This is a genomic window from Achromobacter sp. ACRQX (assembly GCF_022346505.1).
GTDB classification, from domain to species: domain Bacteria; phylum Pseudomonadota; class Gammaproteobacteria; order Burkholderiales; family Burkholderiaceae_B; genus Achromobacter; species Achromobacter animicus.
On sequence record NZ_JAKRML010000003.1, the window covers coordinates 283,724 to 303,220 of the forward strand.

At 66.7% G+C, this 19,497-nt stretch carries 19 protein-coding genes; 7 read left to right on the plus strand and 12 right to left on the minus strand.

All coding sequences use genetic code 11. The features are described 5' to 3' along the window. Positions 1-37: 37 nt before the first annotated feature. A complete protein-coding gene (locus MHZ91_RS04895; protein ID WP_239212713.1) occupies positions 38-850 on the plus strand; it encodes a class I SAM-dependent methyltransferase in 813 nt (270 codons plus the stop codon). A 13-nt stretch (positions 851-863) separates the two neighbouring features. Here the strand turns inward: MHZ91_RS04895 and MHZ91_RS04900 are convergent, their stop codons facing one another. Both MHZ91_RS04900 and MHZ91_RS04905 read right to left on the minus strand, forming a co-directional pair. Beyond that, a complete protein-coding gene (locus tag MHZ91_RS04900) occupies positions 864-1,475 on the minus strand; it encodes a TetR/AcrR family transcriptional regulator (protein ID WP_239212714.1) in 612 nt (203 codons plus the stop codon). 23 nt (positions 1,476-1,498) lie between these two features. Beyond that, the gene (locus MHZ91_RS04905; RefSeq protein ID WP_239212715.1) at positions 1,499-2,107 is read right to left on the minus strand and encodes an NAD(P)H-dependent oxidoreductase; all 609 of its coding nucleotides are present in this window, start codon (positions 2,105-2,107) and stop codon (positions 1,499-1,501) included. A gap of 181 nt (positions 2,108-2,288) precedes the next feature. Between MHZ91_RS04905 and MHZ91_RS04910 the strand changes: the two genes are divergently transcribed. Further along, a complete protein-coding gene (locus MHZ91_RS04910) occupies positions 2,289-3,242 on the plus strand; it encodes a cation diffusion facilitator family transporter (RefSeq protein WP_239212716.1) in 954 nt (317 codons plus the stop codon). Positions 3,243-3,263: 21 nt separating this feature from the next. On the opposite strand, the gene MHZ91_RS04915 is transcribed toward MHZ91_RS04910, so the two are convergent. Genes MHZ91_RS04915 through MHZ91_RS04925 form a run of 3 tightly spaced genes read right to left on the minus strand, consistent with a single transcriptional unit; the run spans position 3,264 to position 7,102 of the window. Continuing rightward, positions 3,264-3,605 (minus strand): hypothetical protein, encoded by a 342-nt coding sequence (locus MHZ91_RS04915; protein ID WP_239212717.1) that lies wholly within the window; start codon positions 3,603-3,605, stop codon positions 3,264-3,266. Positions 3,606-3,608: 3 nt separating this feature from the next. Beyond that, positions 3,609-6,143, minus strand: a complete 2,535-nt coding sequence (locus MHZ91_RS04920; RefSeq protein ID WP_239212718.1) for a cbb3-type cytochrome c oxidase subunit I — start codon at positions 6,141-6,143, stop codon at positions 3,609-3,611. After that, positions 6,140-7,102 (minus strand): c-type cytochrome, encoded by a 963-nt coding sequence (locus MHZ91_RS04925; RefSeq protein WP_239212719.1) that lies wholly within the window; start codon positions 7,100-7,102, stop codon positions 6,140-6,142. The genes MHZ91_RS04920 and MHZ91_RS04925 overlap by 4 nt, the downstream gene beginning before the upstream one ends. 172 nt (positions 7,103-7,274) lie before the next feature. On the opposite strand from MHZ91_RS04925, the gene MHZ91_RS04930 reads away from it, so the two are divergent. The 4 genes from MHZ91_RS04930 (at position 7,275) to MHZ91_RS04945 (ending at position 9,083) form a co-directional block, all read left to right on the plus strand. Beyond that, positions 7,275-7,700, plus strand: a complete 426-nt coding sequence (locus tag MHZ91_RS04930; RefSeq protein WP_239212721.1) for a cytochrome c family protein — start codon at positions 7,275-7,277, stop codon at positions 7,698-7,700. Beyond that, entirely contained in the window at positions 7,697-8,545 is an 849-nt protein-coding gene (locus MHZ91_RS04935) for a c-type cytochrome (protein ID WP_239212723.1), read from the plus strand. Before MHZ91_RS04930 ends, MHZ91_RS04935 begins: the two co-directional genes overlap by 4 nt. 83 nt (positions 8,546-8,628) lie before the next feature. Further along, positions 8,629-8,889 (plus strand): hypothetical protein, encoded by a 261-nt coding sequence (locus MHZ91_RS04940; protein WP_239212725.1) that lies wholly within the window; start codon positions 8,629-8,631, stop codon positions 8,887-8,889. Continuing rightward, the gene (locus MHZ91_RS04945) at positions 8,886-9,083 is read left to right on the plus strand and encodes a hypothetical protein (RefSeq protein WP_175121331.1); all 198 of its coding nucleotides are present in this window, start codon (positions 8,886-8,888) and stop codon (positions 9,081-9,083) included. Before MHZ91_RS04940 ends, MHZ91_RS04945 begins: the two co-directional genes overlap by 4 nt. A 47-nt stretch (positions 9,084-9,130) precedes the next feature. On the opposite strand, the gene MHZ91_RS04950 is transcribed toward MHZ91_RS04945, so the two are convergent. From MHZ91_RS04950 to MHZ91_RS04965, 4 genes are all read right to left on the minus strand, one after another. Further along, on the minus strand, positions 9,131-9,607 hold the full coding sequence (locus tag MHZ91_RS04950) for a hypothetical protein (RefSeq protein WP_239212726.1): 477 nt from the start codon (positions 9,605-9,607) through the stop codon (positions 9,131-9,133). Positions 9,608-9,639: 32 nt separating this feature from the next. Beyond that, positions 9,640-11,118 carry a PepSY domain-containing protein gene (locus tag MHZ91_RS04955; protein WP_239212727.1) on the minus strand — a complete coding sequence of 493 codons (1,479 nt, stop codon included), beginning with the start codon at positions 11,116-11,118 and terminating at the stop codon, positions 9,640-9,642. 13 nt (positions 11,119-11,131) lie between these two features. Continuing rightward, on the minus strand, positions 11,132-13,243 hold the full coding sequence (locus tag MHZ91_RS04960; protein WP_239212728.1) for a TonB-dependent siderophore receptor: 2,112 nt from the start codon (positions 13,241-13,243) through the stop codon (positions 11,132-11,134). 180 nt (positions 13,244-13,423) lie between these two features. Beyond that, positions 13,424-13,828: a DUF2946 family protein gene (locus MHZ91_RS04965; RefSeq protein WP_239212729.1), complete on the minus strand. Its 405-nt coding sequence runs from the start codon at positions 13,826-13,828 to the stop codon at positions 13,424-13,426. A 124-nt stretch (positions 13,829-13,952) separates the two neighbouring features. On the opposite strand from MHZ91_RS04965, the gene MHZ91_RS04970 reads away from it, so the two are divergent. Beyond that, positions 13,953-14,660, plus strand: a complete 708-nt coding sequence (locus tag MHZ91_RS04970) for an acetoacetate decarboxylase family protein (RefSeq protein ID WP_239212730.1) — start codon at positions 13,953-13,955, stop codon at positions 14,658-14,660. 7 nt (positions 14,661-14,667) lie between these two features. Here MHZ91_RS04970 and MHZ91_RS04975 read toward each other — a convergent pair whose 3' ends face one another. The 3 genes from MHZ91_RS04975 to MHZ91_RS04985 are packed head-to-tail and all read right to left on the minus strand — an operon-like array spanning position 14,668 to position 19,474. Then, a complete protein-coding gene (locus MHZ91_RS04975) occupies positions 14,668-15,207 on the minus strand; it encodes a PaaI family thioesterase (protein ID WP_239212731.1) in 540 nt (179 codons plus the stop codon). A 56-nt stretch (positions 15,208-15,263) separates the two neighbouring features. Beyond that, positions 15,264-18,368, minus strand: coding sequence for an efflux RND transporter permease subunit (locus MHZ91_RS04980; protein WP_239212732.1), 3,105 nt, complete (start codon positions 18,366-18,368; stop codon positions 15,264-15,266). Continuing rightward, positions 18,368-19,474 carry an efflux RND transporter periplasmic adaptor subunit gene (locus tag MHZ91_RS04985; RefSeq protein WP_239212733.1) on the minus strand — a complete coding sequence of 369 codons (1,107 nt, stop codon included), beginning with the start codon at positions 19,472-19,474 and terminating at the stop codon, positions 18,368-18,370. The genes MHZ91_RS04980 and MHZ91_RS04985 overlap by 1 nt, the downstream gene beginning before the upstream one ends. Positions 19,475-19,497 lie beyond the last annotated feature (23 nt).

Genomic DNA, 19,497 nt, shown 5'->3' on the forward strand with positions numbered 1-19,497 from the left:
GCGCTGACGGCGCGCGGCGTGTTAAAGGAGTAGCACCATGACCGACTTCGACAAGGCATTCATCGGTTCGATTCCGAAGCTTTACGACTCCCTGATGGTCCCCATGATCTTCGCGCCCTATGCGGCGGGCATGGCGGAGCGGGTAGCAGGGTTTTCGCCGCGCGCGGTGCTGGAAACGGCAGCGGGCAGCGGTGCGGTTACACGGGCGCTGGCGCCGCGGCTGGGCGCCGGGACGCGCTATGTGGCCACTGACCTCAATCAGCCCATGCTCGATTACGCAGCCGCCCGCCAGGCAGACGGCGACCGTATCGAATGGCGGCAGGCGGATGCCATGCACCTGCCGTTCGAGGACGAAACCCTTGACGTCGTGTGCTGCCAGTTTGGAGCGATGTTTTTTCCTGACCGAATAGGCGCCTATGCCGAGGCGCGCCGGGTCCTGCAGCCGGGCGGGCGCTTTGTCTTCAGTGTGTGGGACAGCGTTCAAGAGAATGAATTTGCTGCCGTTGTCGCACAGGCGGTCGCCGAGATGTTTCCGGAGAACCCACCGGTCTTTATCGCGCGCACGCCTCATGGTTACTACGACAAGGCGCGAATCCAGGATGACCTGCGCCGGGCGGGCTTTGAAGACGTGCAAATCGAGACGCACGAGGAAGTCAGCCGTGCGCAATCCGCCCAGGAAGCTGCGACCGCCTTCTGCCAGGGCACGCCCCTGCGCAACGAAATCGAAGCGCGCGACGCGAGTCTGCTGATGCCCACCACGGAGCGAGCGGCGCAGGTTCTGGCCGCCCGCTACGGTGCCGGTCCGATCACAGGAAAGATCCAGGCGCATGTGGTCACCGCAACAAAATAGGGCAGTTCAAACCCTATTTTTCAGGGGGGCGCGCGTGTTTCACCATGTTTACGATGATCCGGAACAACTCGTCCCGCGCGGCTTGCTGCGTGATCTCGCCTGCGACCGCCGCCTGCGAGAGCGCGTCGGCCGCGCCCAGCATGCCCCACAGACTGGCCAAGGAAACGCCTTGGGAGCCGGCGAACGGCGCCAGGATGTCCTGGCATTTCCTGATGAACGCGTGCTGATATTGCGTCTTTACCGCGGCCAGTTCCGGTGAGCCATTCAACGCAGCCAGCACGCCCGGGATTTCACGCCCCTGCGCCGACACGCATTCCACGTACCGGGTGGCGATGACGTCTGCCTTGTCTTGCAGCGTGGGTTTGCTGGCGGCGATGGCGTCGTCGATGATCGCCGTCTGGCGTTGGTCGAAATCCTGATACAGCGCCGCCAGCAGCCCGTTGCGGGTGCCGAAGTGGTCATAGACGACCGGCTTGGATACGCCGGCCTGTTCAGCAAGCCGGCCCAGCGTCAGCGCGTCCGTGCCTTCATCGCGGATCAGCGCCCAGGACACGTCGATGAGCTGGCGTTGCCGTGCGTCCTTGGACAACCGGCGGCGGGGAGAGGGGGCGGATAGGGACGTCATCAAGGGTCTCTTCGAGGTCAAACTCACAACTGCGGGGCAAAGATCCGCTGGCCGATGGCCTGCGCGGCGGTCAGGTGCGCTTCGGGGTATCCGGCGTCGGACGCGACCAGCAGATCGGATGTTGCCACGCGCGCGCCGCAGTAGCCGAAGATGCCGTGATCAATTTGCGTCTTCATTGCGCCGAAATAGCCGTGCCGGGCATAGGTGCGCATATCGGCGCCGCCGCTGGCGACCAGATGCACCTGCAGCCGCTGCAGGCGTTTGACGACCTTGCCGTCGGGCGGGGCGTCGTAGGCCCAGCCATTGGTGAAGACGCGGTCGATCCAGCCCTTCATCAAGGCGGGAAACGACCACCAATGAACGGGGTACACGAGCACCAGCGCATCGGCGCGGTCCAGGCGCGCGTGCTCGGCGGTCACGTCCGCGGGCGGGTTGGAACGGGTCAGGTGCAGGTCCACGTCGGCCTGGGTGAAGCGCGGGTCGAAGCCTTCGGCGGCCAGATCCGCCATCTCGAAAGAATGCGGCGGCTCCGACTGCGGGCCTGCCTGCGCAACCCCTTGCGCGACCTGCTTGGCGATGGCGTGCGTCAGGGACGCCGGGTCGGGATGAGCAACAACGATGAGCGCATGCATGGCGAATTCCTTTGATCGGAAGATTTAACCTACCAAACGTAGTGTACGAATCGTAGCCTACGTTTAGTAGGTAATGCCAGAAAAATCTTCCGCTCCCATAGGTGTCGTCGAACCCAGCCATGCACCGCCCGCGGATCTATACGGTTATCGTGTCGCCAGATCAGTCCCCCACGGAGGAAGCATGACCTCACGAACGGCATTGTTCGACCTGCGCTCGGAGCAGGGCGTGTTGCGGATATCCATCGCGGTCACACTGTGCATCGCCGCCATCGGTATCGGCTTTGGCGTGGCCTCGGGATCGTTTTCCATCGTCTTCGATGGTGTCTATTCGCTGGTCGACGCCAGCATGAGCGCGCTGTCGCTGGTTGTCGTGCGGCTGATTACCTCTTACGCCACGTCCTGCCGACTGCCGCGCAAGCTGCGAGAGCGCTTCACGATGGGGTTCTGGCATCTGGAACCCATGGTGCTGGCCCTGAACGGCATTTTGCTCAGCGGCGTGGCGATCTACGCCCTCATCAACGCGATCAGCAGTCTGCTCAAAGGTGGGCGCGATCTGGAGTTTGGCTTGGCGCTCATCTATGCCGTGCTTACGCTGACCGCCTGCGTGGCAATCGCGCTGGCCGAGGCGCGCGCGAACCGGCGGATCCGGTCGGCATTCCTGCACATGGACCTGAAGGGTTGGATCATGTCGGCCAGCATCACGGCCGCGCTGCTGGTGGCGTTCTGCATCGGGTTTGGCGTGCAGGGCACCCGCTGGGAATGGATTTCGCCCTACATCGACCCGGCCGTGCTGGCCGTGGTGTGCGCGGTGATCATCCCCTTGCCGCTGTCGGTCATCCGCCAAGCGTTGTCCGAGATGCTGCTCGTCACGCCGGCCGACCTGAAACGGCACGTGGACTCGGTGGCGCAGGCCTTCGTGCAACGCCATGGCTTCGCGTCGTACCGCGCGTACGTGGCAAAGGTCGGCCGGTCGCAGGAAATCGAGCTGTATTTCATCGTGCCGGCCGACACGCCGGCGCGCGGCATTAAAGCGTGGGACAGCCTGCGTGATGAGATCGGGGAGGCGCTTGGCGCGGACAGCCCGGATCGCTGGCTGACGGTGGTCTTTACGGGTGACCCGGAGTGGGCGGAATAGCGTCAGCGGCGGTGTGTGGTTTCAAAGACACGCCGCCATCAGGAATACCGGCAGCGTTTCCCAGACGACGGCCACGGCCGACAGCCCGCACAGCGCGGCACAAAGCCAGGCGTGAAATGGCGGCGCATGCTGCGCCCGCGCCCGCGCATGCTGGCGCCACGCGGCCAGCGCCATTCCGGCCAGTGCGGCCACGCTACCGGCCACAATGATCCACGACGACACCGGCAGTCCAAGCCACAGGCCGGTCAGCGCCGAACGCGCGCAGGCCAGCGCGTTGACGATGTAGATGAACAGAAAGTGCACCAGCCAGATCAGCGGGCCGGCGATAAGGTACAGCAGTTCTACCGAGAAGCGCGTCTGCATGCCTTACCCCGTCAGCCGCGGAAAGGCGTGCAGCAGCGCCAGCGCGATCAGCCCCTGCGCCACGGTGTAGAACAACATCGCCCGGGTGGTGTCGAACGCCGCGCGGCGCGTGGGGCTGAGCCGTCCGGCAAGCGACCGCGCCACCGTAAAGATGGCCATCACGGCCGAAATTCCGCCAAAGAGCGCCTGCAAGGCCGCGACGGCGTAGGTCGCTGCCGTGTAGGCGGAGGTTTGGGGGCGGAGCCCCGCCTGCCATTGCGCGGTCAGGTCAAGCGCAGGCGCTGCCGTCAGCAACAGCGCCGCGCCTGCGACGCACCAACGCAGCGCGGCTTGCCGGTCCTGCGTCATCAACCGTCCGGCGGCCGCTGCAATGGCGCCGGCCGTCAACAGCATGACGGTCGACAGTATCGGCCACCCGGCCGAGGGTAGCGCGCGGGCAGAGGGCCAGGCCTGCGGATTCGTGGTCCACAGGAACAGATAGCTGAACAGCAACGAGCCAAAAATGCTGGCGCAGACGATCAGCAGCAGCACCATCGCCCACGACGCATGCGACGCGCTGCCCGAACACATCATGGGCAGCCGCAGGCCGCCGCCGATCTCAACCGGGGGGTAATCCGACCCGGTATCCGCGTCCCACAGCCAGCGCCACAGCGAGACGACGGCCAGCACACCAAAGGCCGCCGCCAGCGGCATCAGCTTGAAGGTCAGCAGCAGGAAGAATCCCGCAGTGCCCACGGCCGCCAGCAGCGGCGACCACGCGGGGCCGGGCAGCGGCAGCACGTAGTCGGGCCGGGCGTCCAGCGCGCTGGTCACCAGCGTGGTGCGCAGGCCAGCCGGCGAATTGGGCAGGTAATGCTGGCCATCGGTGACCTGCCGCGCGAGGCCGGGCTGGTCCCACAACGGCTCGCGGCTGGTGACCGTAGGCACGCTGCGCAGCCCGTAGCTGCCGCTGGGCAGCCACTCCAGCGTGCCGGCGTCCCAGACGTTGCCCGCATTGTTGTCGATGGTCGGCCGGAAGTTGCGCGCCAGATCGATCAGGAAGACGAGCACCCCGGCGGCGATCAGGTAGGCGCCCACGGTCGACAGCAGATTCAGCGGACCCAGGCCCTGGCTCTCGGCGTAGGTGTAGACGCGGCGCGGCATGCCGGCCAGCCCGGTGAAGTGCATCGGAAAGAACGCGACGTTAAAGCCCACGAACATCAGCCAGAAGGCCCAGCGGCCCAGCCGTTCAGACAGCCGCCGCGCGCTGATGAAGGGCGTCCAGTAGTAGAACGCCGCGAATAGCGGGAACACCATCCCGCCGAACAGCACGTAATGCAGGTGCGCAACGACGAAGTAGGTATCGTGCGCCTGCAGGTCGAACGGAATCACGGCCACCATCACGCCCGTCAGCCCGCCGATCACGAACACGAAGAAGAATCCCAGGATGAACAGCGTCGGCGTCTTGAGCGGGCGCAGCCGGACGGCGGCGGCAATGGTAGCGATCCACGCGAAGATCTGGATGGCGGTCGGGACCGACACCGCCATGCTGGCGGCCGACGCGAAGCTGAGCGACAGCTGCGGAATGCCGGTCGCAAACATGTGGTGGACCCACAGGCCGAAGCTGAGGAACCCCGTGGACACGACGGCCAGCACCACCAGGCGATAGCCGACCAGCGGTGTGCCGGTCATCGCGGGAATCATCATCGACACCATGCCGGCGGCGGGCAGGAAGATGATGTAGACCTCCGGGTGGCCAAAGAACCAGAACAAATGCTGCCAAAGCAGCGGATCGCCGCCGCGCGCCGCAATGAAGAACGGCATGTCGAAGGCGCGCTCGAGCTCAAGCAGGGCCGTGGCCACGATGACCGCAGGAAACGCAATGATCACCATGCCGCAGAACACCAGCATCACCCAGGCGAACACCGGGATCTTGTCGAGCGTCATGCCGGGCGCGCGCGTACGCAGGATGCCGACGGCCAGCTCGATGGCGCCCGCAATTGCCGAAATCTCGATGAAGCCGATGCCCAGCAGCCACAGATCGGCGTTCACCGCGGGCGAGTATTGGGTGCTGGTCAGCGGCGGATACATGAACCAGCCGCCATCGGGCGCCAACCCCACGAAGATGCTGCAGAAGAACACCAGCCCGCCGATCGCATAGGCCCAGTAAGCGTAGGCCGACAACCGTGGAAACGGCAGGTCGCGCGCGCCCAGCATGTTGGGCAGCAGCAGCACGGCTACGGCTTCGACAGCCGGCACCGCGAACAGAAACATCATCACCGTGCCGTGCATGGTGAAGAGCTGGTTATAGAGTTCGTGGCCGATCAGGTTGCTGTCTGGCGCAGCCAACTGCGTGCGCATCATCAGCCCCAGCACGCCGGCCAGGATGAAAAAAAGCAGCGCGGTGGCGATGTACAGCAGGCCGATGGACGTGTTGTTCACGACCGTGAGTGCGCGCCATCCGGTGGGACGCTTCCAGGCGCGTTCAAGCTGCTCGAGTTCGCCTTCGGGCCGCGGCAACGCGTTGGGAAGCTCGGTCGGGGATGTCGGGCGCGTCACTTCAGGCCTTCCAGGTAGCGGGCCACGGCGCGCAAGTCCTCGCCCGGCCATTGGTCAAAGGACGGCATGCCATTGCCGGGCTTGATCTGCTGGCTGCCGGCGATCCACCCGCCCATCGCGCCCACGTTGTTCGGCAATATGCCCGCCGCGAGGGACGGGCGGCTGCCCACATGGGTGAGGTCCGGTCCCAGCGTGCCGCGTGCCTCTGTTCCGCGCACCGTGTGGCATTGCGCACAGGCCTGATTGAATAGCTCGGCCGCCGGTCTCAGCGCGGCGTCGGGCGCGGCTGCCGGCTGGCGTTGCGCCTGCACCCAGGCGTCGAAGGCCTCGGCGTCCACCGCCTGCACGTCGAACAGCATCTGCGCGTGTTGCGCGCCGCAATATTCGGCGCAGTGGCCGCGAAACGTGCCCGGGGTCCGAGCCAGCGCGCGCATCCGGTTCACGCGGCCGGGGATCATGTCGAGCTTGCCGCCCAGTTCGGGAATCCAGAAGCTGTGGATCACGTTGTCGGACTTGAGCAGGAATTGCACGGGCTTGCCCGTGGGGATGCGGATCTCGTTGGCAGTCTCGAAGATCACGCCGCCGGACGCATCCAGATAGCGCACGCGCCACCACCACAATTCGCCGGTGACTTCGATGCGCGCGGCAAATGATGCAGCGTCCCGGGCCGCCGATGGGGAAGGCGTCAGCACGTAGACGAGCAGGGCGGTCAACGCCACGACGGGAAACGCGATGCCCGCACCGATGATGAGCCCGGGCCGGGAAAGCCGGCGTCGCAGCGTCACCGGACCGAACATCGCGAGCGCCAGCAGCGCGGCCACTACAACGAAGATCGCCGCCGCACCCACGTAAAGGACCCAGCCGATCTCGGCGATGCGCGCGGCGTCCTCGCCGCTGGGCTGAGCCGATGCGGCAAAGGGCAACGCGGCGGCGAGCACGATAAGAAGGATTTTCGCCATGTTCTTGTAGTGGATGATCCGGCGCGCGTTGGCCGACAAGGCCAACGGGCCGCCGGCCCGCGAGAGGCATCGTCAGCATCTTTCGTGCCCGCGTCCGCAGCGGAAGTCGCAGGCACAGGAGTTGCTGGCAAGTCCAGGTTCTGCGCCAAATTGCGCGATTCAGGAGACGGCATTGCGCCGGCTAGCCCGACCCAACCGCCTGCTACCGGCCCTGGCTGCGATGTTGCTGCTGGGCGCGTGTCAGGAAGACAAGCCGCCGCTCTTTCCTGCGGACGCGGCGGGCGGATTGCGTGAACGGGCTGACCCCGACCGAGGCCGCCGGTTGATTGCCGAGCACGGCTGCACCGCGTGTCATACCGTGCCCGGCGTCAGCGGTCCGGCGTCCCGCGTCGGGCCGCCGCTGGGCAACATGGCGCGGCAGGCGTACGTTGCCGGTCTGCTGCCCAACACCCCTGAAAATCTGGTGCGCTGGCTGATGGATCCGCCTGCCGTGAATCCCCGTACGGCCATGCCCGACACCGGCCTGCAACAGGCCGACGCCGAGGACATTGCCGCCTATCTGATGCAGCGCGCGGACCGCAAGGCGAGGTCGCCATGAAGCGCTGGAAGCGCACTGCCGCCCTCACGCTCGTTGCCGCTGCCGCCACCGCAGGCGCGGTTGGCGGCGGTGTGGTGTATTTCGGCATGTACGACGTGACGGCCACATCGCCGCACACCACGCCGGTGCACCACCTGCTGGATGTCGCGTTGACGCGGGCCGTGAAGATGCGGTCTGCGGATATCGTGCCGCCTGAACTGGACACCGCCGAGCGCATCCAGAACGGTTCACGTCTGTACCGCGCCCACTGCGCCCAGTGCCACGGCGGGCCGGGGGTGGCGCCTCAGCCGTACGCGCTGGGGCTGAATCCGGCGCCCGCCGCGCTCGTCGCCACCGCACGCACGCGCACGGCGGCCGAAATCTTCTGGGTCACGCGGCAGGGCATCAAGATGACCGGCATGCCGGCGTGGCAGTATCGGCTGTCCGACGACGAGATCTGGGACGTGGTGGCGTTTCTGCGCGTGTTGCCGGGCCTGTCCGCCGACGACTATCGGCGTGGCGATGATGGACAACCGGCGGAAAAGCCGCAGGCAAACGCCCAGCCGGCGGCCCGTGTGGGAGACGCGCGGGCTGGGCGCGATGCGCTGCAACAGTATCTTTGCGTGACGTGCCACGCAATCCCGGGCGTGCCCGGCGCATGGAACTACGTGGGCCCGGCGCTGGATCAGATGGGCGAGCGGCCGTACATCGCGGGCGTCTTGCCCAATACGCCCGCCAACATGGAGCGATGGCTGCGCAACCCGCCGGCCGTCAAACCGGGCACGGCCATGCCCGACCTGGGCGTCAGCGAACAGGATGCAAGGGATATCGCCGCGTTCCTGCGCACATTGAACGAGGGGCCGTGAAGCGTTTGCCCCCGTCATGGGGTGCCGCATGCAGGAACGGCACTTGCTCGCCTACCATCACCTTGATGCACCGGAGCTTTCCCATGACGCAACCGAAATCCGACAACGCCCGACAATCCATTCCCGGCCAGCCCGACGTCAACAAAGGCGCGTTGCGCCCGTCCGGCCATGCCACCACGCCGGAGCGCGTGCCCGACGTTGACCACCCGCCGCGCGCGCGCAACCACGACCAGCCGGGCTTCGATCAGGCCGTGGCGCAGGAAGAAGCCGAGGCGCGAAGCGGCACGCTGCCTGGCAGCAACGACACGCGTCCCGCGCCGGACCGCGACGAGGAAGAGAAATGATCGTTGAAGTCTTTCAACGCGCGGATGGCCACTGGGGCTTTCGCGGCATCGCCTTGCTGGGCGTCCAGGAGGATGCCGGCTCCTATCCGACGCGCGACGACGCCGCGGCTGCGGCCCGCGTCGCTTACCCGGGCGAGACGATCTCCGAGGTCGATGCCTCGATGGACACCCCGCCGCAGCCACACTCGGATTGACGCCGCGCCAATAACGTGGGGCCCGCGTCCGTACCGCGCGCCCCGCGTCAATATCGCCCGGCGGCCAGCACGTCGTGCAGATATCCGTCCGCGTCTGGCCGTTCGGTAAGCATGTGCCGCACCCACGCGTCGCGTTCATGCGCGATCACGGCCAGTTCCCACACACAAGCCAGCGCGGGCGCGTTGACCGGCGCAAACGCGTCCGGCTGGGCCAACGGTGCGGAGAGCATGCGCTGGCACACGATGCCGCCGGAGATCCACCAGTCCACGAGCAGCCACACGGCCTCCTCGCCTACGTGCGCAATGCAGTAGCCAAGACCATGGGTGCGCGGACCGCCAGCGTGTTCGTCCAGGACGTCGCGCACGGCGGCGCGGACTGACGCGTTGACGGGATCGGACAGGATCGGACCCGCAGCGTTCGGGTCTCGATGGATGCCGTACGCCTTGATCGAATGACCTGCCTCGCGCCACACGCCCAGCGTGGCAATGCGGCGGGGGGAATAGGGTTCTGGAGGAAGCGTCATCTCGTGCGTTGCTGTCGGAAGATTGCGCAATTCTACTGGCGCCCGCGCGACCAGCCCAACCGCCGCGCGCCCAGCACGATGCCGGTGGCGGACACGGCCAGGCCGCCGAGGCTCAAGAGGATAAGCGCCACGTCCCGGCCCACCCCGGCATTCAGCAGGGCGGGGGTGTCCCAGCTATGCAGGAAGTAAAAGAGCCAGCGCCCGACCCGTTGCGCGCGGGACAGGCTCAGCGCCACCTCGCCCGTGCGCAGGTCCGCGTAGACGCGGTCACCGGCCGGGGTGTCGAAATCCATTCGCAGGACTGGCAGGCCCCGTGGTGCGCCGCCGTTCATTGCTTCGGCGTGGCGCGCGTAGTAATAGGCGTCGTAGTGATCGAGCAACGTCGCCTGAACGGCCGCGCCGGGAAACAGCGCGCGCGCGGCGTCAAGGACCGCATCAGGCTGCCACATCGACTGCACCAGCAATGCACCATCCTCCCGGCGAACGATGCGGCTGCCGGCCGTCGCGTCGCGGGCCAGCACGTACGGCTGGCCTGCCATCCGCCGCCATTCGAGCTGAACCGGTTCAAAGCCCGCGGCGTGCAACGCCTGTAATACCGGCTGCGGGTCCGCAATCGGCGCGGCGATTGGCGCGCCCGCCATGGCTTGCCGGTCGGGGCCGGGATCGGAGCCGGCGAATAGCCCGCCCGGGTTCATCGACATCAGCCCGCTGAAGATCCACGTGCAGACAAACGCGCTGAAGGCGAGACCGATGATGTGGTGCCAGCGCATCCAGGCCTCACGGTAGGGCGTGCGCGCGCCCGTCTTGTAGCGGCCGCGAAAACGCCAGCGCCAGACGCCGACGACCGTGCCGCTGACAGCCAGCACGGTGCAGACGGCCGACAGTGCGATCACCATCCAGCTCCACACCGGATCGACGGAGCGGTCGCGCGCCATGTACAGCCAGTGCAGCCACGCGCCGACGTAGTTCCAGCGCTGTTGGGCGATCGGCGCGTCCAGCACGACGTCGCCCGTCGCCGAAGACACATACAGCGTGCCCGGCGCGTCGCCTTCCATGTTCACCTTGTGCAGGGGGCGATGGCGGTCCAGCCCGCGCGAATGCGTCCAGCGGTCCTCGTCGATCAGGCCCGCATACCGGGCCGTGCCCGCAGGCCAGAACGCGTGCGCCGCGGCCACGGCCATGCCCGCTGTCACGACGCCGTCAGGCCGGCCGGTGCGCGCGGACCAGGCGCGCGGGCCGTCCGGGGTTGGGACGATGTAGGTCGGCTCGCCGCGCACCGACGTCAGAACGGCAAGCGCGCCGCCGGGCCGCGCTGCGTCCATCGGCAGATACGCGTCTGCGGCCAGCACAGGCAGGCTGGCAAACCGCTCTTCGGGCGTCAGCTTCGGGTAGCCGACATACAGCATGACGATGCCGCTGAGAAACCACACCAGCATCAGCAGGCAGCCGCCAACCCCCAGCCAGCGATGGGCCAGGTAGGTCAGCCTGCGCAGGCGCGCCTTGGCGTCCATGGTCGCGCCCGCCTCAGAAGCGGTGGTTCAACGTCAGTTCGAACCGGCGGCTCGGCCCATACATCCATTGCGTGTTGGTGTAGTAGGCCGTGGTGAAGTACGCGCGATCAAAAACGTTGAAACCCCGGGCCGTGATGGCGGTGTCTTTGTTCACGTCCCAGCGCAGCGCCAGGTCGGTCGTGGTGTAGGACGGCAGTTCGATGGTGTTGGCGCTGTCCGCATAGCGCTTGCCCACGTAGCGCATCCCACCCATCGCGGTCCAGCCCGGGTGGAAGTTCCAGCTTAGCCACAGATTCGCCAGGCGTTGCGGCACGTTGGGCGGCACATTGCCCGCGCGCGACACGACCGCCCCGCCCACCGATTCGGAGAAATCGTCGTACTTGGCCCGCAGCACGGTGGCATTGGCGTCGATCGTCCAGCCGGGCGCAACCGCCAGCGACAGCGACGTTTCCAGGCCGCGGGACGATTGTTCGCCGACCTGCACCCGCAGGCTCGGGTCGTCGGCGTCGCGCGACAGCAGATTGGTCTTGCGGATTTCGTACGCCGCCAGCGTCCACTCGCCGCGTCCGTCCATGAAGTTCTGCTTCAGGCCGACCTCGATCTGCTTGCCGCGCGACAGGTCGAACGACGCGTTGGACGGGCTGATCATCAGCAGCCCGCTGACCGGATCGGCGGCCTGCGCGTACTGCGCGTAGACGGCCAGATCCGGCGTCACGTCGTACACGGTGCCGATGCGCCAGCCCACGTCGGAAAACGTCTTGGACAAGGCGCGCTGATCGGTGACCAGGTCGTCGCGCGTGACCTTCGCGTGGTCGTAGCGCAGGCCGCCGATGATCGACCACTTGCTGGTCAGCGCCAGGCGGTCTTCCATGAACAGGGCAAACTGATCGGCTTTGTTGCGGTAACGCGGAATGAACGGCACGTCGCTCTGGTATTGGCCGTGATCCGGGTCATACGGATCCACCGACCCCGAACTGCCTGTGTAGGTGTTGTTGATGTGCTTGAACGTGGCGTGGTTGACGTCAAAGCCCACCGATACCGTGTTCTCCAGGCCGGCCAGCGCGCCCTTGAAGGCGGCGCTGGTGGTCAGGCCGGTCTGGGTCTGGTCATGCGTGATCTGCGTGTTGTCGGATCGGTCGATCAGGCTGGTTGCGGGGTTGTACAGGTAGCGCTCGGCGTTGCGCCAGTCGCGGTCGCTCTGCACGTGATAGAGGCGCGCACGCACGGTGGTGGCGTCGTTCGGCGTCCAGACGGTGTCCAGCTGGGTCCATTGGTCGCGAAAGCGCATGAAACTGTCGGCGACGTTGTAGTTCTGCTTGCGCACGGCGTCATCCTGCTCGCCGTTGATCATCGGGGTGCCGAAGTACCGCATCGGGCGCTGGTAGCCGTAGGCGTAACTCAACGTCATGTTCAGGTCCGGCGTGGCGTCCCAGCGCAACGCGCCCGAAAACGTCGCATCGCCCGACTGGCCGCGGTCGACATAACCATCCGTGTAGTTGCCGCTGACATCCAGGCGATACGACAAGGTGTCGCTCAGCGCGCCGCCGCTGCCCAGTCCCAGCCGCGCCGTATCCTGCGTGCCGATCGTGGCCTGCACTTCGTTCTGGATCGGCCCGCGGGTGGGGCGCTTGGGGATCACGTTGACGACGCCGCCGATCGCGCCGTCGCCATAGATGACGGACGCGGGTCCGCGCAGCACCTCGATGCGCTCGACCGACCACGTGTCGAACGGAAACGTCAGGCCGACGCCGCCATATTGGCGCAGTCCGTCGTACAGCCGCATGACCGACGTGCTGTCGGTGAAGCCGCGCACCGACAGGGCGCTATTGCCGTTGCCAGGGTGGGGCGCGGCCGAAAAACCGGGCGCGCGGGTAATCGCTTCGATCACGCTGGCGTCGCCGCGGGACTCGATCTGTTCCCGCGAAATGATGTCGACGCTGGCGGGCGTCTGCATGGGCGTGAGGCCCAGGTTGGAGCCGGTGGACGCCTCGGTAGTCAGCGCCGTCTCGGATCCGCCGACCACGGTGATGGGGGCGAGGGTGGCGGGAGCGGTTTGGGCGGCGGCGTTGAAAGCGGCCAGGATCAGCGCCGTGCCGAGGCACGCGTGCGTACGAACGATGGTCAAGATGACCCCTCTTCTTTTGTCTTCGACTGAATCTGCCGCCGGCCTGAAGGCCGGTCGGCAAAGTGCGGGCGAAGAGGGGATGGCCGTGCAGGCAGCGCCGATGCGATGGCGCCATGAAGCTGGTCTACGGGGTTCCCGCTCTTCGCTGCCGTGCGCGGCGTCAGGCGCGCGCGCGGCGGATCAGGAAGACAGGGAAGGCGGGGCGCGTGACCCTAGCGGCGGCCCAAGGGCCGGCAGTGGCGGCGTGGCGCGGTAGACGGGAATCTCGGGCGCGGCGTAGGCGGCGCGCGCCGACAACACAGGTGCGAGTCCGGTGTCCGGCAGAATCGCGTGCGCGGCGAGGGCGCCGAAGGCGCAGGCCTCCGCGGCACCGTGCTTGGCGTCCGGCTCGGCCGGCAGGTCGAACGTCACGTTCATTGTGCCGCCGGCTTCGCACAGCGTCAGCATCAGCGAGGTCGTGGACGGCCCCGCCATGTAGCCGGTCGGGATGAAAGCGCGCAGCACAAAGGCGGCCATTGCCAGGCAGACGAGCAAGCGCCAAGGCAGGCCGCGGGGCTGAAACGCAGAGTCCCGATGAGTCGACATGGGCGGGATTCTATTACAGAACCTCACGCATTCTGTCCGAATGGAAACGCATGCGGCGTTCGGTCGCAGGGCGCTTACTATCGATCGGGTGTGTGCATTGGAAACCCGACAGGAGTTCGCCAGGATGATGCTCCCATCGAACGACAGCCCGACCGGCACGCCGGATGGCAGGACGCAGTCAGGCTACCCGTCTCCTTATCCGCAGGCCCCCTGGAAACTGCACGGCCATGCGCTCCTGAGTGCATGGCGGGTGCCGCTGGCCGATCTGCCGCAGCAGGCGCCCGGTGATGCCCGCGTGGTCACGTTGGGACGCCATGCCATCTGCACCACCGTCTGGACCGCTTACGAGCCGGGCGGCACGCTCGCCTACAACGAGCTGCTCTTTGCGACGGCGGTGCGTCACGCGGGATTGCTGGCGCCCGCGTGCACGGTGGGGCCGATCTGGGTGGACGACGAGGCGGCCGCAGACGGTGGCCGCAAGCTGTGGGGGATCCCGAAGCGCATCGGCGATTTCGAGCCGCTGCCCGCCTTGGGCGGGCCAGGTGAGCTGGCCGCGTTGGCGCAAGCGTCGCTCGTTGCGGAAGGCCGGCCCGCCGCCAGCGTGCAATTCCGACCCGGCCTGCGCGTGGCCTTGCCGCTACGTTTCGCGGTCTGGACGGTTCAGGACGGGCCGGCAGGGCTGATCCGCACGCGCTGCACGCTGCGAGGAACGCTGCGTTTCGGGACCGCGCACTGGCGCATGGCCGAAGCGGGTCCGCTGGGATTTCTGGCACGGCGTCAACCGGTGGCCAGCGCATGGTTGGAACGGATGTCGGTGTCGTTCGGGGTGTAGCCGTGCGCTATGCACGCCGGTCGAACACCACGCACGTGGTGGTGGCGTGCGCATACAGCTTGCCGTTCTCGTCCTCCACCCGCGCCTGCGCGGTGGCGATCTGCTTGCCGCTATGTATCAGCGTGGCGGCGGCGCGAAGCGGGCCACTGGATGGCGCCGCCGCACGCACGATGTTGACACTGAGTTCGACCGTCGTGTAGCGCCTGCCTTCCGGAAGCGCACTCTGGATCGCGCAACCCAATGCCGAATCCAGCAGCGTCGAGAACCAGCCGCCGTGGACGGTGCCGAACGGATTGCAATGGCGCAGTTCGGGGATGCCAAGGAACACGGCCCAGCCCGAGTCCGCTTCCACCAACGTCATGTTCGCGGTGTCGTTCATGGGCGGGTAGGGCAGCTCGCCGGCCATCATCGCGTGCAGGATCTGCAAGCCTGTCATGCCGGCGATCTGATCCGGACTGGCGATATCGGGCTTGCCCCCGCCCGTGCGCAGCCGCTCCAGTGCAGCCTGGTGCTGGACCGTCCAGCACGTCTGTTGATTTCTGTACATACGACCCCCTCGTTGTGAAGCCCCGGCGGGCGAGTGCCACGCCGCAGGCGGCGTGATCAACCCGTCGTTACCCGGGCCGCAACAGGTTGGGAAGCGTCCTGCGCGACGGCAGGCCGAATCTTGAACCAGATGGCGTACATGGCGGGCAGGAAGACCAGCGTGATGATCGTGCCGGCGAACGTGCCGCCGATCAGGGTGTAGGCCAGCGTTCCCCAGAACACCGAGTGCGTCAACGGGATGAAAGCCAGTATCGCGGCCAGCGCAGTCAGAATCACCGGTCGCGCCCGCTGCACCGTCGCCTCGACCACCGCGTCATAGGGCGCCAGGCCTTCCTGTTCGTTGTGGTGGATCTGGCCGATCAGAATCAGCGTATTGCGCATCAGGATGCCGGACAGGGCAATCAGCCCGACCAGCGCGTTGATGCCGAACGGCTGCTGGAACAGGAGCAGTGTCGGCACAACACCGATCAGGCCGAGCGGGCTGGTCGCAAAAACCATCACCATGGCGGCGATGGATCGCACCTGCAGGATGATGATCAGCAGGGTGATGGCAATCATGATCGGAAACAGCGGCAGCATGGCAGTGCTTGCCTTCTCAGATTCCTCGATGGAGCCGGCCTGTTCGATGCGGTATCCCGCTGGCAGGTCGTTGATGACAGGTTGCAGTTGCTTGAAGATCGCGGCGGAAACGTCAGGCGGCTGAAGGCCTTCCGCGATGTCGCCGCGAACCGTAATGGTCGGCGTGCGGTCACGGCGCCGCAGGATCGGATCCTCCATTTGCACATCCACCGTGCCAACCTGCGACAGCGGCACGCGTTGGCCGTCGGCCCCCACCAGCGTCAGGCCGGCGATCTTGGCTGGATCCAGGCGGACATCACCGGCCGCTCGGCCGACCACTTCAACCGAGCGGATGTCCTCGCGAACGTTGGTGAGGGGTACGCCACTCAACAGGAACTGCAACTGTAGGGCGACCGAGCTGGAGGTCAGTCCCACCGCCTGAAGCCGGTCCTGGTCCAGCGTAAAGTGCAGAGCGGGAACCCGCGCGCCCCAATCGGTGTTTACGGTGCGCATCATGGGATCGGCGTGCATGATCGACTGGACGCGCGCGGCAATCGCGCGCAACTGGCCGGCATCAGGCCCCATGACGCGATAGGCCACCGGGAACGGCGAGGGCGGTCCGAACACGATCTGAGTGACGCGGACCTGCGCCTGCGGCGCCAGGCCGTCGGCGATGGCCTGGCGAAGCCGGAACTTGAGCGCTTCACGTTCCTTGTCGTTGCCCGTCAGCACGACGATCTTGGCGAATGACGGGTCCGGCAGCTCGGGCGCCATGGCCAGAAAGAAGCGCGGCGCGCCTTGTCCGATGTACGCGGTGACGATCCTGGCTTCCGCCTGCTTGGCCAGCCACGCTTCGACTGTCGCAGCGGCCCCGCTGGTTTGTTCAATGGACGTGCCGTACGGCATCTGCACTTCAACGAGCACCTCGGGCCGATCCGAAGTGGGAAAGAACTGTTTGTTCACCAGGCCCATGCCAACCACGGCCAGCGCAAAGACCGCGACCACCGTGCCCGCCACCAGCCATTTGCGGCCGATGACGTGCCCCAGCAGACGCCGGAACCGGTTGTAGTGACGGGTGTCGTAGATGGCGTGGTGTCCGCCTTCGACCTTCTTGATGTCCGGCAGCATCTTTACGCCCAGATACGGCGTGAAGAACACCGCCACCACCCAGGACGCGATCAGCGCAATGCCGACGATCCAGAACATGTTGCTGGTGTACTCGCCCGCGGTGGAACGCGCGAAACCGTTCGGCATGAAACCCACCGCGGTGACGAGCGTGCCGGACAGCATGGGGGCGGCCGTGTGACTCCACGCATACGCCGACGCTGCGATCCGGCTATAGCCTTCTTCCATCTTGACCACCATCATTTCGATGGCAATGATGGCGTCGTCCACCAGCAGGCCGAGCGCCAGGATCAGCGAGCCAAGCGTGATGCGGTCGAAATTCTTGCCCGAGGCCGCCATGATCACGAACACCGCCGCAAGGGTCAGGGGCACGGCGGCGGCCACTACGATCCCGACGCGCCACCCCATGCTGACAAAGCACACCAGCATCACGACAAGCAGTGCGACGAAGAACTTGACCATGAACTCGTCCACCGCCGCGCTGATGTTCACGGCCTGGTCGGTGACCTTGGTCAGGCTCATCCCGAGCGGCAATGCGGTGTTGATCTTGCCAACCTCCTGCTCGAGCGCGCTGCCCAGATCCAGCCCATTCCATTCGTCGCGCATGACCACGCCCAAAAGCAGCGCGGGCTCGCCGTTATTTCGCACCAGAAACGTGGCCGGGTCTTCATAGCCGCGCTCCACGGTCGCCACGTCGGCAAGCTTCAGCGTGCGTCCCCGGGCGGTGATGGGCGTCTGGCGGATCTTGTCCAGGCTGTCGAACGCGCCGTCTACGCGCAGGAACACCTGGGGACCCTTGGTCTCGATCGACCCGGCGGGCGTCAGGACGTTCTGCGCGTTGAGTGCGGCAAAAATGGCCTGTGGATCGACGCCGAGCGTAGCCAGGCGGTCATGGGAGAACGACACGAAGATGCGCTCGGGCTGCTCGCCGATGATGTTCACTTTCTTGACGCCCGGCACGTGCAGCAGTTGCTGGCGCAGCGCTTCGGCGTCGCGGGCAAGCAGACGCTGGGGCTCGCCTTTTGCCTTGAGCGCGTACAAGGCAAACGTGACGTCCGCGTACTCGTCATTGACCATGGGCCCGACTACGCCGGGAGGCAGACGTCCGGCTTCGTCGGCAAGCTTCTTGCGCGCCTGATAGAACTCTTCCTGCACCGCCTGGGGCGGTGTGCTGTCCAGCAGCGACACCATGGTGAACGCCAGGCCGGGCCGCGTGAAGGTTTCGGTCCGGTCGTACCAGCGCAACTCCTGCAGCCGCTTTTCCAGCGGTTCGGCGACCTGGTCCTGCATCTCCTGTGCGGTCGCCCCGGGCCATGCGGTGACGACGGTCATCTGCTTGATGGTGAACGGCGGATCTTCAGCACGGCCCAATTGGAAGAACGCGAGGATTCCGGCGACAGAGACGAGAAGAATCAGGAACAGCGTGATCGAGCGCTCGCGCACGGCGAGCGCAGACAGATTGAAGCGGCCTTCGCTCATCAACGCGCTCCCACGAGGTCGGCAGCCTTCTGCTCCCCGAGCCTGACCGGCTCGCCTTCATGCAGCAGATGCGCACCCAGGGACACGACACGTTCGCCGGGCTTGAGGTCGCCAGCGACACGCGCCACATCGTCGCTCAGGCCGTGCACCTGGACGGGCCGCCGCGCCACCTGGGCCGGGGCGCCATCCACCACCACCCAGACGCCCGGGCCGGCGCCGGTGTCGAAGACCGCGCCTATCGGCACCTGCAGCAGGGGCGTGCCGTCCGGCGACTGCGGAATGTCGATCGTGACGGTGGCCCCCAACGGGGCGCGGGCCAGCGCGCCTTCCAGCACATACCTGGCCTCGAACGTCCGCGTGACCCGATCCGCCGCATCCGACAGTTGCCGCAGCGTGGCCGGGGCGGGGGACTGGCGGTCCCCGTACAGCATTGCCCGGGCGGCGGAGCCCACGGATGGCCGTAGTGTTTCGGGAAGGTGCACGATGGCTTCGCGCTGGCCGGCGCGCGCCAGCCGCACGACGGATTGCCCGGCGGCAACGACCTGTCCGGGTTCGGCCAGCGTGTCCACGACGACGCCGTCCGCGTCCGCCACCAGCACTGCATAGCTCGACGCGTTTTTCGCGACGTCGGCCCGCGCTTCGGCCGCCTTCAGATCGGCACGCGCCGTGTCCGCGTCGGCCTTGATCTGCGCATAGGCCGACGCGGACACGGCGCCTTCTGCCACCAGGCCGCGATAGCGGGCATCGTCGTCGACAGCCTGTTTTGCGCGCGCACGCGCCGAGGCCACGGCTTCAATCTGCGCACGGGCCTGCAGGCCCAGATCTTCCGGATCCAGCCGCATGAGCGGCTGGCCGCGGGTCACCGATTGACCGGTGTCGACCAGTCGCTCCAGCACTTTCCCGGACACGCGGAATCCCAGGTCGCTTTGAACGCGCGCCGCCACGACGCCCGAAAAGGAGCGTGCGGGCGCGGATGCGGTTTGCGCCACGCCGACTCTGACAAGCGGCGGGTCGACGCGGGGATCTGACGGGGGGCTATCGCCGCATGCCGCAAGGGCGACAGGCAACAGGCAGAGGGCAAAGGGGGCAAGCGGACGCCGAAGCATGGGAGACCATCCTCACAAAGAAG